This window comes from Nitrospira sp. (assembly GCA_024760545.1).
Classification (GTDB): domain Bacteria; phylum Nitrospirota; class Nitrospiria; order Nitrospirales; family Nitrospiraceae; genus Nitrospira_D.
Genome location: CP060501.1, coordinates 750,113 through 763,837, shown reverse-complemented (window position 1 = coordinate 763,837; position 13,725 = coordinate 750,113). Strand labels below are relative to the sequence as shown.

Below are 13,725 nucleotides of genomic sequence, written 5' to 3'. Positions count from 1 at the left end.
GTTGTGGCAAAGGACGGGCCCAGTTGGCTCCATTAGACATTAAGGCAGGAATCAAGACTGTGTTGCCAATCTTCGTCAGTCTGGCAGGCTCAGGCTTCCTGGCGTTTCTCACTCAAATACTGCTCGGACACAGTCTCACGGTCGAGGAGTTTGGCATCGTCAGCACCGCAGTCTCGGTCGGAGTCATTATGGCCGCCGCCATCGGATTTGGCATGCCGAGTGTCTGGCTGCTGATCTTCGGCCAGAAGGGGTGGGAGGCCTTTCCTTGGGTGTGGCGATCGCTGACGTTTCTGATGGTCTGGGGACCGATCGTGTTAGCACTTTCCTGGATCGGACTCCTCTGGCTCTTCGACGATGCGCGTCTATTGAACACCATCGGATGGTTACAGGCGATGGTTGTCATGCAGGTGATGGTGGAGCTGCTGACAGCCAAATTGCAACTAGAGGCAAGATATCTGGCACTTTCCATCTGGCAAATATTGCCTCACCTGGGTCGTTTGATTGTCGCAGCGACCGTATATTGTTCGGCCGCATCGAGCGTCGATCTGGTCGCCCAAGGCTATTGTGCTATTTCACTGGCACTCATTGTCGCCTCTGGGATCGGCTTACTTTCACTGACTCCTTCGAAGATGCAGCTGTCCGGTCATACGACGGATAATCCTTACCGCAGTGAAAGGCCAAGCCAGAGTCCCAGTTATCGGGAGCTATTCAATCTCGCATGGCCGTATGCAGGCACTGCGGCATTGGTCATGCTCTATGGTCGTGTTGATATCGTGTTGTTGGGAAGTATCGTAAGCCCCACGGCTGCAGGTCAATTTTCCGTCGCGGCGGCGTTTCTCTTGGTGGCGTTCCTCGTGCCTCAGGCGATGTATCAGAAGTTTCTCTTGCCCAAAATTCATCGGTGGTTCTACAGCGACTGGCAGAAGTTCCTGTCGGTGTACCGATTAGGTTGCGCGGTCATGACCCTATTGGGCATTGCATGTACTGGAGCTACTTACTTATGGGGGCAGCCGCTTGTGAATCTGTTTTTTGGCGAGAAATACAAAGAGTCGGGTGAAATCCTCTCGCTTCTGTCCGTGTGTATCGTGCTCCGATTCGTTTCCAGCAGTTTTGAAAGCGCCTTAATGTCAGGGGACTACAGAAAACACAGATTGTATTGCCAAGTCGTGTCAACCATCATCGGTGTCTCTTCCGCCTACATTCTTATCGTTCAGTACGGGTTGCATGGAGCCATTATCAGCAGAATTGTGACTGAATTGACGTTGCTCGTCGGGTACTCCTACGCGTCCTCACGGTATGTGCTCGGGGCGAAGGCATGGTCCGGCTGGTCATTGAAGTTTAACCAAGGATAGCCCAAGACGTTCCCAACTGTCTGACATGAACCATTGGTGGTTACTGTTCGTACTCAACGTGCCGCTTCTGCAGGAGGCCGTCAGGAAGTATTCGATCCATTCGGATTTCGTTTTCCTGATGGGAGATGGCGTAGCACTGACCACGGCAGTGGCTATCGGTTTTCAAGGTCGATTGCATCTTAGAAATATACCGCCTGCCTTCCTCTTACTGAGCGGCGTGTTTGTCGCTGCAACGGCAGTCAATCATGCCGTGAGCGGCAATCACATAGGGGTCTACGGAGTTGGGTTGCGAGCAACGTTCCTGCCGTTGATCTACATGCTCGTGTCGGCTCGGTACGTGTCGGTAGTGACGAACGGCTACGAGAGAATCTTTCTGTGCGCTAATGTGTGGATTCTGCTTATCGGGATCATGGCAGTCGTGCAGGTCATTCTTGGCAAGAGCCATCCGATCAACGCGGTGTGGGGAACAACGGCATTGGGGGTCGGTGACTTTGCGACCACGGATAAAGGAGTTCTGATCCCAGGAATGTTTCGTCCCACATCAATTTTTACTCATACGGGCAAGTTCGGGCAGGTCATTTTCACTTTAGTTCTCTTCAAATGGTGCTACCTGTGGTTTTCGAATATCAGACGATCTATCTGGCCGTACGTTCTGATGTTGTTCGACTTGGCCGTGATCCTGATTTCGGGCCAGAGGGCGGCTCTCATGTTTCTCGTGTTATCCATCAGTATCGCCGTCTTTTATTCCAGACAGCAGGGTGTTCTTTTTCGAAGAGTTCTTGCTCCGGGGCTGCTCATTACGGCCGGACTCGCCGGTGTGTGGATCGCTAAACCGGGCATTGCCACGGCGGTTTATGACCGTTTTGCAAGTGTTATCACTGCGATTCCGATCAGATTAGAGGGAAATCTTTGGCTTCCCATTCAGACGATACTGGAGGACCACCTCGTCGATGGGAAAGGACTTGGGTACTTCACCTTTGGCTCACGCAGCTTTGGAGGTACGCTCGTCTACGAAGGGATCAAGATGGAGGGTTTGGGTGAGAGCTCTCTGATCCGATTTTGCGGAGAAGTAGGCCTGCTGGTTGCTATGACTATGGTTCTGGCCTACCTCACCGTAGTTGTTCGAGCCTGGTATTTATGCAGGACACAAAGAGGTACGCCTGTCGGGTCTGGTGCTCTGTTTTTTTGCGTCTGGATGGTCTGTCTTCTTCTGTGGTCAAACACGGCAGATGTGTTCGCCAATTCAATAGTGATGACATTGGGGTTTGGTCTAAGCGGGGCAACATTGTGCAGGTTGCAGCTGGAGCCACGAGACGAACGCACGTCCGACCACGATGTAGGCAACTCGTCCGCACTTCTAGTGACTTAAGGAAAACGACGTCAGGAGCGAAGGTGTTTTGCAGAATGCGGTTTCGATTCACAAGGTGAGGCTTGGAATGTGGTTATGGTCCCCTGGCGCTTTTGACATCTTGTCTTTCAAGGCGTTGTGGTCCTGGGATACCTCAACCGAAGGGAAAACGGATCGTGCGCGTGTTGCTTAATTGTACGACGTTGGTCAAAGGCGGGGCGTTGCAGGCAGCGGTGTCATTCATCGAGACTGCCATGAGGAAGGCCGACGACATCCAATGGCATTACATGATTTCCGCGAGTGTATGCGATGAGTTGCGCGAAGCGGGTCGTTTGCCAGAGGGGCCACAGGTTTCAGTGATTGAAGAATCACCGGCCCGAAGCAGTCGAAGCAGACAAGCAATTCGAACGCTGGCGAGAGAACTTCAACCGGATCTTGTATTCACATTTTTTGGTCCGGCCTATGTCGAGTTCAAGGTTCCGCATCTCTGTGGCGTTGCCGACGGCTGGGTCACCCACGGAGATCGATGGGCATGGCGGACAGTCCATAGCCCAATAGACGCGGCTAGGCTGTGTGGAGCGATCTTCTACAAGGCCGTGATGTTCAGAAAAGCTGACGCTTGGGTCACGGAATCAGAGACAGCAAAAGAGGGCTTGGTGAGAAGATTGCGGGTATCAGAATCCAGAATCGTTGTCGTCCCCAATAATTGTGCAAGTCATTACTTACGCGTTGAGGCTACGGCGAAAATTCCGTCGCCTCAAGTCCCTCTCAGGGTTCTGTGTCTATCTGCCTACTATAGACACAAGAACCTGGAGATTATTCCGGCTGTGGCAAAAGAACTTCAAGGAATACTCCCCAACCGGTATGTAGAGTTTACCATAACCTTGCCGGAAGATAGTCTTGGGCTCAAGCGGATTCTCTCAAAGGCCGCTGCGCTGGGTGTAGAAGATCGGATCGTAAATATGGGCCCTGTTCCGGTCAGTCGAGGACCTGAGGTCTACCGCACATCTCATATCCTGTTTCTGCCGTCTGTGTTGGAAACGTTCTCGGCGAACTACCCCGAGGCTATGGCTATGGGTATGCCGATTGTTACCACGGATCTGGCATTTGCACGAGAAGTCTGCAGGGAAGCAGCTTCCTATTTCGAGCCGATGAATGCACGTGACGCGGCCCGTGCGATTGCGGACGTCTGCAAGGATGAGGTGTTCTGGAAATCTCTCGTGAACCATGGGAAAGGCATTCTGCAAGCCTTGCCGACCCAGGAAGAAAAGTACGAGCTTTATACGAACTGCATTCATAAATTGAGAGGCGGTAATTTCGGCCGAAGTAGATAGAGACTTTGTTTATGACAGGCGTGAAGCAGCGACCCACTTTCATGGGGTCAGCGAGGCTGCAGGAGTAGGGAGATGGTGTTTGTAGGAGACATTGCTGTTCCGAGGGAGGCTCGTGCATCGCTGCCATCGACCGCTGGCTATTTTGGAACTAGCTCCGTCATCGCCAACCTTGAGGGTGCGATTCTGGATAGATCGGTCGAACCTCAAGGTACGAGCTTGTACAACGATCACGCCGTAATTGAATACCTTCGGGAAAACAATTTTCGTTTGCTGTCCCTTGCAAATAACCATATTGTCGACATTGATGGTTCACCTCGAGCTACGATTCGTGTTCTGCGAGAACACGGAATCCTCACTTGTGGGGCCGGGGATTCGTTGGATGAAGCGTCGCGTCCAGTATTGTTGGAAGAGCGAGAGGGGGCTGTCGCGTTTATCGGGTTTGGGTGGGACACCATTGGATGTCGAATCGCGTCTGCAGACAGAGCCGGTGTGAATCCATTCGCCTTGGATTCTGTCCTTGATGGGATCAAGAAGGCGAAGGAGAATTTCCCTGGCAAGCCTATCGTATTACTCATGCATTGGAACTATGAACTCGAAATTTATCCCCAGCCGATGCATCGCCAAATCGCCCAAATGGCTGTAGATCGGGGAGTCTCTGCCGTGGTGGGTTGCCATAGCCACTGTGTTCAGGGAATTGAACTCTACAAAGGATGTCCGATCGTGTATGGCCTGGGGAACTGGTTTTTACCCGAAGGGATGATCTTTGGGAGAAATTTACGGTTCCCTGATTTTGCCCTGCGGCAACTGGCATTTGAATGGATTCCTTCCACTCAAGAAATGAGGTGCCATTGGTTCTCCTACAATCGTGGGACACGATCGCTCGACTTCGAGCAGTCAGAAGCGTTGCAAGACTCTCGGTCCGTGGCGAAGTTGACTCCATTTGTCGGAATGGGCCATCGGGAGTATGTGCAATGGTTTAAGCTACATCGCCGCAAGAAACTTCTTCTTCCAATCTACAAAGACTGCCGATCGCGCCGGATCAATCGGCTCAAAGACTTATGGGTGAAAGGCCGACACCTCTTGATTAGCGCTGCATTGGCGGCCAACTGGAAGGCTGAATTGCGCTGATGGGACTGCCTCTGGATATGATTGTGAGAAAACATGAGTGATTCTAGACAGGGATTTGATGAACGTGTGGGTTCCGGGCGGGCAGTTCCTCATGCGGCTGGGGGTGACTTAGACGATGATCCGTCGATGATGGTTCAGGAACAAATATCTCGGATACGATTCTTCGCAGAAACGGTCGACCTCGTAAACAAATCGATTTTAGATCTCGGGTGTGGAACAGGCTTTAATTATACCTACGCCAAGAACAAACTGGGATCCGGTAAGGTGCTTGGGGTGGACATATCTGAAGCGTCTGTTGCTTACGCGAAGCGCGCCAATCCGAACGGATCGTTTATGCAGGGCGATGTCTGCAGTGAGCATCTGGATTGTGGATCGGAAGCCTGGGATGTAGTCCTATGCTGCGAAGTCATCGAACATGTCAACAGGCCTGAACATCTGCTGGAAACCATCTACAGACATCTTCGGACCACCGGTGTGGCGTTGATTTCTACGCCCAACCGTCCAGTGTTTTCCTTAGATGTTGAGCCGTCTCCCGTAAATCATACACATCTGAAGGAGTACAACCTCCCAGAATTTCGCGCGATGCTTGAGCAGCGGTTTACCAACGTCCAAATTTGGGGGCAACGATTCATCAATCACCGGCTGTTTGAGATGCAGCAGGGAATTGTGGCGCGGAATATCAAGGACTACAGATTTCTTGGCGAGTGGTATTGGGCCGATCCAATTCGGCTGGCGTGGAAAACCTTGCGACTAGAACCGGTTCATCGATGGCTAGGCGGTGGTCAACAGTACCGCCATGAAGACTTTTCCTTTGTGACTCCTGTCTCAGCGGATAGCATCTGGCTTTGCGCGCTCGTAACAAAATAGATCGATCCATGAATGCCGAGGATGTGTACAAACACCTTCCGATCACGCTTCAAAACGTTGCGTGTTCTATTGAAGGCTGGAGGCTTTCGAAGAGGAGATACAACGAAGAGTTTTGGGCGATCAGTGGAGCGTTGATTGAACGGCCAATCTCTTCCCTGGCAGAAGCGGAAGGGGTCACAAAATCCCGTCTTCGCACTCATGTCGAGACTGCGCTCCAGTGTCCATTTTGGAAAAAGCGATTCAGGCAGTACGAGGTAAACCCCTCCGCCAAGAACTTAGAGGAGGAACTCAAGAAACTCCCCATCCTAACCAAGGCAGAGGTTCAGGATGAGGCGAAAACCATTCGTAATCCAACCATCGGAATGGACGGACTTCTTTCAAGCCATACCAGCGGAACAACAGGTTCGGGACTGGTGTTTTGGGAAACTCAAGCTGCAGAAAAAGAACGATGGGCCGTATGGTGGCGGTATCGCGCCTGGCACCGAATCTCCCACAATATGTGGTGCGGGTATTTTGGCGGTCGGTCGGTTGTTCCTTTGATACAGTCAGTTCCGCCGTTTTGGAGACTCAACCGTCCAGGCCGGCAGATCCTATTCAGTGGATACCATCTATCTCCGACGACTGCACAAGACTATCTCGCCGGCCTTGACGAGTATTTACCATCTTGGCTTCACGGCTACCCGTCACTACTGGCGCTCATCGCCGGCTATCTTTTGGAAAGAGGAAAATCATTGCGCAAGGCTCCGAACGTGGTGACAACGGGCGCTGAGAGTTTGCTCCCGCAGCAAAAGGATCTCATGCAGAAGGCTTTCGGGTGTCCCGTCCGCCAGCACTATGGTCAAGCAGAATCAGTGGCGAACATTTCAGAATGTCCAAGTGGTCACTTACATGTCGACGAAGACTTCTCTTGGGTAGAATTTGTCCCACTGGAAGATCAACCGGATGTATACAGAATTGTGGGAACCAATTGGAGTAATCCAGCTTTTCCATTGTTTCGTTATGACACGGGGGACTTTGCGCGTCTTTCTGCAGAACGTCCGACATGTCCTATGACCGGCCGTGTTGTCGAGTCCGTCGACGGCAGGAAGGAAGATTATGTTGTGTTGCCGTCGGGTGCCCGGTTAGGCAGGCTCGATCATATTTTCAAAGATTTGACTCAGATCAGAGAGGCTCAAATCTATCAACCGGATCGTGAGACGCTCGTCTTTAGAATCGTCAAACGCGAAGGCTATAGCGGTGCTGACGAACGGCGCCTTCTGGATGAAGCGCAGAAGCGTGTAGGCCGCGATGTAACAATCAAAGTTGATCATGTGTCCCATCTGGAACGCGGCAAGACGGGAAAGCTTCGATTTGTTGTGAGTAAGGTGTAAATGAAACAAATATTGCAGAATCTTTCATCGGGTGAAACCAGTCTCGCCGATATTCCGAGCCCGAAGGTCAGAGAGAACCACCTGCTGATCAGGACGACTCACTCGCTTGTTTCGGTGGGAACGGAGCGCATGCTGGTCGAATTCGGTAAGGCAAATGTGTTCGAAAAAGCTCGCCAGCAACCGGAAAAGGTTCGAATGGTATTGGATAAGGTCAAGACAGACGGAGTGCTGCCCACGCTCGAGGCGGTCCGGAATAAGCTGGATCAACCGCTCCCGATGGGGTATTGCAACGTGGGGATGGTGCTTGAGATCGGGCAGGGAGTGACCGGCTTTTCAGTTGGAGACAGAGTGGCGTCGAATGGCAAGCATGCGGAAATTGTCTGTGTCCCGAAAAACCTCTGTGCGAGAGTTCCGGACTCCGTGAGCGACGATGCTGCTTCGTTCACCGTGATCGGTGCGATTGGGTTGCAGGGGATCCGCCTCATTCAGCCCAGCCTGGGCGAGGCTGTCGTGGTTACTGGACTTGGATTGATCGGATTGATGGCGGTTCAACTGTTGAGGTCTCATGGGTGTCGGGTCCTGGGGTTAGACTATGACGGAAGTAAAATCGCACTCGCGCAGAAACTTGGAGCGGAAACGGTTGATCTCAGTCAGAACCCCGATCCCGTGGGGGCAGCCATGGCCTTCTCCCGCGGCCGAGGTGTGGATGCAGTCATCATCACTGCGTCTACGAAGAGTAACGAGCCTGTTCATCAAGCAGCGCACATGTGCCGGAAGCGCGGACGGATCGTGCTCGTCGGTGTGACGGGGTTAGAACTTTCCCGTGCCGACTTCTATGAAAAGGAATTGACGTTCCAGGTATCCTGCTCCTATGGGCCGGGACGCTACGATAGCTCATACGAGGATCACGGCCACGATTATCCCCTTGGCTTCGTCCGATGGACGGAGCAACGTAATTTTGAGGCGGTTCTCGATATGTTGGCAGACGGCCGTCTCCAGACAGACTTGCTCATATCGCATCGTATTCCGTTTGAGCAGGCTACAACCGCCTATGACATTATTTCCAGCCGAGTCCCGTCACTCGGAATTGTCTTGCAATATCCGAAACCAGATGTCTTTGCCCATAAGAGATTGCTGAGCAGGACGATAAGGTGTTCGGAGGAGTCAATCGAGGTGGGTCATCCAGCCACCTCACCGGTCATGGGCTGTATTGGTGCCGGTAACTATGCGACGCAAGTGCTTCTGCCGGCGTTTAAACGCGCCGGGATCATTTTTAAGGTTGTTGCCAGTAGCACTGGTGTGACTGCCGCCCACGCAGGGCGCAAGTTCGGCTTTTCGGAGATCACGAGCGACAGTAAGAATGTGATCGAATCATCCGATATCAACACCGTCATAATCGCAACCCGGCATGACAGTCATGCAACGCTTACCGCTGAAGCTCTGAAAGCTGGCAAACATGTGTTTGTTGAAAAGCCGTTGGCCATCACCAGGGAAGAGCTGAAAGCGGTCGCTGATCTCTATGAGGAATGCATCGAGAAGCGGGATTCTCCACCACTCTTGATGGTTGGGTTCAATCGTCGTTTTGCTCCGCAGGTTCGACGGGTGAAAGAGTTGGTTGTCGGAATTACGGAGCCCAAGACGTTTGTCATGACGGTCAATGCCGGCCACATTTCCGATGAACACTGGACTCAGGATCGAATGATCGGAGGGGGGCGGATTATCGGTGAAGGGTGTCATTTTGTGGATCTTCTTCGTTTTCTGGCAGGTTCACCGATTATTGCGGTCCAGGCTATGCTAATGGGCAAATCGTCAGGAGCTCCTGCCAGAGAAGACAACGTTACTGTCACTTTAGAGTTCAGAGATGGATCAATTGGAACCATACACTATTTCGGGAATGGGCATAAATCGTTCCCCAAAGAGCGATTGGAAGTGTTTTGCGCAGGTAAAGTGCTGCAATTGGATAATTTCCGAAAGCTTCGCGGCTATGGGTGGTCCGGTTTTCGAAAAATGGATCTCTGGAGTCAAGACAAAGGAAATACCTCATGCGTCGACGCATTCGTGAGCGCGATTCGCCGTGGCGAATGCTCGCCGATTCCCTGGCATGAACTTGTTGAAGTGACTCAAGTTACCTTCGACATCATGGATTCGCTGAGATAAGCGTTGTCTCGCATGAATCGACTGTCTTTCTACGCCAGGACGCTGGTTCATCTCCGCCCTTCACAGGTTGGGTACCTTCTTCAGCGGCGAATCTTTCCTCGGTTTCAGTCAATAAGCAAGACTGTTGATGTCAGTCTTCGCCCAGGGATTGCGATGCTCCCTGGAGTCTTTGCCTCTGCCCATAGAGAGGGTGATTCACATTTGTGTTTTCTTGGGAGATCGAAACCGTTTGATCCGGGAACGGGAAATTGGGCCTCCAAGGAGATGCCAAAACTGTGGCGCTATAACCTTCACTATTTTGACTACTTGCATGATTCGCAGCGCTCTTCTGAAAATAAGCGTCTTCTCGTTACGGACTGGATCCGGCACAATCCGCTCGGGACTGAAGATGCGTGGGAACCCTATACGGTCTCGCTCAGGGTCGTGAACTGGATAAAATTCTTCCTATCGAGTGACGCGCCCCGTTCTCGCATGGAGGCTGGCAAGACCAGTCCTGATCATATCCCTGGACAGGTATTCAGGCTCGAGTGGATGGAAAGTCTGTATCGACAGGCGCTGTGGTTGGAACAGAACATTGAGTATCACCTCTTGGCGAATCATTACCTCAAAAATGGTGTGGCGCTGTTCTTCGCCGGCATATATTTCGAAGGAGCGGATGCAGACAGATGGATTCAGAAGGGCCAACAGATATTGCAAGAAGAATTGGATGAACAATTTCTCCCCGATGGCGGGCATTTTGAGCGAAGCCCTATGTATCACTCCATTTGTCTGGTCGATTATCTCGACGTGTTGAATCTTGCCCGGAACTCACGTGCGGTGATTTCACATGACGTAACGGACACATTCACAAGCAAGGTCACTGCTGCGCTTGATTTCCTGAGTGGCATCCGCATGCCAGACGGGGATACTCCTCTCTTCAATGATTCGGCGTTCGGTATCGCTCCAACTCCTGACCAGATTTTCGACTATGCTGACAGGATAATCGGGTACAAGGCCTCAAGTTCGACAGCAGATATGACGTTACATGCATTTCCGGCGACTGGCTACTACGTCTGCCGTCAGGGGAACGATATGCTTATTATTGACTGTGGGCCGATCGGCCCCGACTATCAGCCCGGGCATGCCCATAGCGACACGCTCAGTTATGAGTTAGCGATAGATGGGCGACGGGTTATTGTCGATAGCGGGGTGTATGACTATGAGCCGAGTCTTGAACGGGCGTATGCGAGAAGTACGAGAGCTCATAACACGGTAATGGTCGACGGAGAGGAACAATCCGAGGTATGGGGAGTATTTCGTGTGGCACGGCGGGCTAAGCCGCTTCGCGCTCATATCGCGGCAACCGGACACGAGTCGGCCTTGTTCGAAGGCGGTCATGACGGATATAGGAGATTGAGTGGAAAGCCCATCCATACAAGACGAATTGCTTGTGATGGACGGGGGAGTTGGATCGTTACAGACAAGGTTGAAGGTCAGGGAACACATCGAATGGAAAGTTTTGTTCATATTCATCCTGATTTCACAATCGCCAAATCGGAGACTGGCTGTTTCAGGATAGAGCGAGACGGGGAAGTCGTGGCCACGATCGAAGCGATGAGCGCCTGTCGGGTGGAGATTGAGCAGGGATGCTATTTTTCTGAGTTTGGTTTGAGGCAGGAGAACCTTGTGATAGCCTTTTCTTGTTCCGGAGAAATCCCGCTCCAACTGAGTTATCGAATCCAGAGAGCGACATCCCGGCAACCCGATCCCCCAAGCCCATGCGAATCCTCTTCTTGTCACATTATTTCCCTCCCGAAGTGAATGCTCCTGCAACCAGAACATATGAACATTGTCGGCAGTGGGTGAAGGATGGGCATACGGTCACGGTCGTGACCTGCGCGCCCAATCATCCGCAGGGAAAGGTTTATGACGGGTATCGCAATCGATTGTATCAACAAGAAACCAAGGACGGGATCACAGTTGTTCGGGTTTGGACATTCGTCACAGCGAATGAAGGCTTCTTAAAAAGGACGTTGAATTACATCTCGTACATGTACGCAGCGGTTATTGTGTCTCTCTTTCTGCCGAAAGCAGATGTTGTCCTTTCGACCTCTCCTCAATTCTTCAATGGGCTCGCGGGGTACTTTGTTAGCAAGGTGATGGGAATTCCGTGGGTGCTGGAGATTCGCGACCTATGGCCGGAGTCGATCGTCGCCGTAGGAGCCATCAAAAATCCTGCAATCATCAGGATCCTGGAATGGGCGGAGAGATTCGCATACCGAAAAGCCGATCGGATTGTGCCGGTAACGGACTCCTTCAAGACCTATATCCTCAGCAAGGGAATTGAGGCGGGGAAAGTCGTCGTCGTCAAGAACGGAGTCGATCTGGCCCAATATGCTCCACTCGATGGGCCAAGTTCCGTTGCACAAGAGCTTGGGATCAAGGGGCGGTTTGTCGTTTCGTATTTCGGCACTCATGGAATGGCTCATCATCTTGAGACGATTCTCCACGCGGCACGCCAATTGAGCAGTACAACAAACATTATCTTCTTGATGGTCGGAGACGGAGCTGAACGGAAGGCGCTCGTCCGGATGCGAGACGAGATGGAGCTCGACAATGTCATGATGCTGGATCAGCAACCAAAACAGCGTATGCGCGAATTCTGGGCGCTGTCCGACGTCAGCCTCGTGTTACTCAAAAAGTCCGATTTGTTCAAGACGGTCATCCCCTCGAAGATCTTTGAAAGTCTCGCGATGGAAAAGCCGATTATTCTCGGGGTAGAGGGAGAAACCGCTGATCTTCTGCAAACGGCCCAGGCCGGCCTGTGCATCGAGCCCGAGCAGGCCGATGAATTGGCGGCCGGTGTATTGAAACTGTCTCAACGCCCCGAATTGTGTCAGCAGCTGGGAAGAAACGGGCGAAAATTCGTTCTCCGTCATTTCGATCGCATTGAACTTGCCAGAAAGCTTGCGTCTGTTCTCGAATCTGTTTCTCACAAGCCGTCTATCGAAACCGCAGATGATTCTTATGAACAAGCTGCATGAGTGTATTGCCCAAAGAACGGACGATGCACAAGCCGCCAAATTAGGTCATAGATGCAGTAAGTATGTGTGCTGAAGGACCGTTCATCGATAGGAACGTTTTTGCCAAACATAGGTAGTGTCACGAGGAAGGTTTTTCCCCTTGAATATGCGTGATATCTACATATTTGAACGCCCTCGTAGGAAAGTGCACACATTGTGGAGCCCGGAAGGCCTTCCTGCGTGTTGAGATATCAGGAGTATAGAAACATTCTTCGATGGCCCAGGATTTGCTCACCAATACGCCAATTCATACGTGTCCCTAATGTACCAACCTCTAGCAGGAGTAGTGTTATGCCGATGATGACGCGATTGTTTCTCAGGAGAGCTCTGTTGCCGGCGATTGCGCTGTGTTCATTGATGGTTCCTTTGAACGCGGCACATGCTGCTCTGGTGAATTATTCGTTTACCGGTAGCATCGATGGTATGTCCACAATGATTGTCCCGGTTACCGGTGCGTTTCAATTCAACAGTGACACTGCCGTAAACAGTGGCGCTTATAATGGTGCAGTAACGGGCTTCTCTCTGCATTTTGGCGGGTTCAACTACACGTCATCTTTGGCGCCTGGCGCCAACGCTGTGACGATTTCGCAGAATATTCCTATGGGCGGTGGTAGTGGCAATCGTTGGGCATTGGCGTCTGCAGTTAGCGGTCCCAACTTTATGAATTCCGGCTACTCGCCGTTTAATTTGGATCTTCGTCTCGACAGTAAGGGGGGGGCATTGTTTACCAGCACGGATCTAGAAGGCCCTCCAAGTTTTAGTTCATTGAATGGCGTATATAGTTTGAGCGGTCTGACTGCAGCGAGATGGCGGCTCTTTTTTGAGGATTCAGAAGGTAATCCAGCCGTTTTTCTCGGATCGATCACGAGCTTGACGGCCGTGCCGTTGCCGGCGGCGGTCCTTCTGTTCGGTGCGGGTCTCGTCTCCTTGGTTGGTTTGGGTGCGGGAGGTCTGCGAAATCTTCGAAGCTCGCAGGCATAAGTGCGACGGTGTTTGTGATCGCGAGGGCTTGATACCTCAAGGAGGTATCAAGCCCGTTCTTTCTCTTGGATGGAGCGATAGGTAGAAATTGCCGTAGATAGAAGCTTGCGCCCCCCGCTTCAGGCT

The 13,725-nt window shown here is 51.9% G+C and carries 10 protein-coding genes; all 10 read left to right on the top strand.

The window, feature by feature from the left end; all coding sequences use genetic code 11:
- Positions 1 to 23: 23 nt before the first annotated feature.
- Positions 24 to 1,352 (top strand): oligosaccharide flippase family protein, encoded by a 1,329-nt coding sequence (locus H8K03_03670; GenBank protein UVT21026.1) that lies wholly within the window; start codon positions 24 to 26, stop codon positions 1,350 to 1,352.
- A 25-nt stretch (positions 1,353 to 1,377) separates the two neighbouring features.
- On the top strand, positions 1,378 to 2,721 hold the full coding sequence (locus tag H8K03_03665) for a hypothetical protein (protein UVT21025.1): 1,344 nt from the start codon (positions 1,378 to 1,380) through the stop codon (positions 2,719 to 2,721).
- A 155-nt stretch (positions 2,722 to 2,876) separates the two neighbouring features.
- Positions 2,877 to 4,034 (top strand): glycosyltransferase, encoded by a 1,158-nt coding sequence (locus tag H8K03_03660; protein UVT21024.1) that lies wholly within the window; start codon positions 2,877 to 2,879, stop codon positions 4,032 to 4,034.
- Positions 4,035 to 4,106: 72 nt separating this feature from the next.
- Positions 4,107 to 5,162, top strand: coding sequence for a CapA family protein (locus tag H8K03_03655; protein UVT21023.1), 1,056 nt, complete (start codon positions 4,107 to 4,109; stop codon positions 5,160 to 5,162).
- A gap of 33 nt (positions 5,163 to 5,195) precedes the next feature.
- Positions 5,196 to 6,029 carry a class I SAM-dependent methyltransferase gene (locus H8K03_03650; GenBank protein ID UVT21022.1) on the top strand — a complete coding sequence of 278 codons (834 nt, stop codon included), beginning with the start codon at positions 5,196 to 5,198 and terminating at the stop codon, positions 6,027 to 6,029.
- Between the two features lie 8 nt (positions 6,030 to 6,037).
- The gene (locus tag H8K03_03645; GenBank protein UVT21021.1) at positions 6,038 to 7,399 is read left to right on the top strand and encodes a phenylacetate--CoA ligase family protein; all 1,362 of its coding nucleotides are present in this window, start codon (positions 6,038 to 6,040) and stop codon (positions 7,397 to 7,399) included.
- Positions 7,400 to 9,556 carry a bi-domain-containing oxidoreductase gene (locus H8K03_03640; protein ID UVT21020.1) on the top strand — a complete coding sequence of 719 codons (2,157 nt, stop codon included), beginning with the start codon at positions 7,400 to 7,402 and terminating at the stop codon, positions 9,554 to 9,556.
- A 264-nt stretch (positions 9,557 to 9,820) separates the two neighbouring features.
- The gene (locus tag H8K03_03635) at positions 9,821 to 11,356 is read left to right on the top strand and encodes an alginate lyase family protein (protein UVT21019.1); all 1,536 of its coding nucleotides are present in this window, start codon (positions 9,821 to 9,823) and stop codon (positions 11,354 to 11,356) included.
- A complete protein-coding gene (locus H8K03_03630) occupies positions 11,314 to 12,579 on the top strand; it encodes a glycosyltransferase family 4 protein (protein ID UVT21018.1) in 1,266 nt (421 codons plus the stop codon). Before H8K03_03635 ends, H8K03_03630 begins: the two co-directional genes overlap by 43 nt.
- A 330-nt stretch (positions 12,580 to 12,909) precedes the next feature.
- Positions 12,910 to 13,599: a hypothetical protein gene (locus tag H8K03_03625; protein UVT21017.1), complete on the top strand. Its 690-nt coding sequence runs from the start codon at positions 12,910 to 12,912 to the stop codon at positions 13,597 to 13,599.
- The last annotated feature ends 126 nt before the right edge of the window (positions 13,600 to 13,725 follow it).

Coding starts and splice junctions, on each gene's coding strand:
- H8K03_03665 (UVT21025.1), top strand. CDS start 1,378: ATGAACCATTGGTGGTTACTGTTCGTACTCAACGTGCCGCTTCTGCAG.
- H8K03_03655 (UVT21023.1), top strand. CDS start 4,107: ATGGTGTTTGTAGGAGACATTGCTGTTCCGAGGGAGGCTCGTGCATCG.
- H8K03_03650 (UVT21022.1), top strand. CDS start 5,196: ATGAGTGATTCTAGACAGGGATTTGATGAACGTGTGGGTTCCGGGCGG.
- H8K03_03645 (UVT21021.1), top strand. CDS start 6,038: ATGAATGCCGAGGATGTGTACAAACACCTTCCGATCACGCTTCAAAAC.
- H8K03_03640 (UVT21020.1), top strand. CDS start 7,400: ATGAAACAAATATTGCAGAATCTTTCATCGGGTGAAACCAGTCTCGCC.
- H8K03_03635 (UVT21019.1), top strand. CDS start 9,821: ATGCCAAAACTGTGGCGCTATAACCTTCACTATTTTGACTACTTGCAT.
- H8K03_03630 (UVT21018.1), top strand. CDS start 11,314: ATGCGAATCCTCTTCTTGTCACATTATTTCCCTCCCGAAGTGAATGCT.
- H8K03_03625 (UVT21017.1), top strand. CDS start 12,910: ATGCCGATGATGACGCGATTGTTTCTCAGGAGAGCTCTGTTGCCGGCG.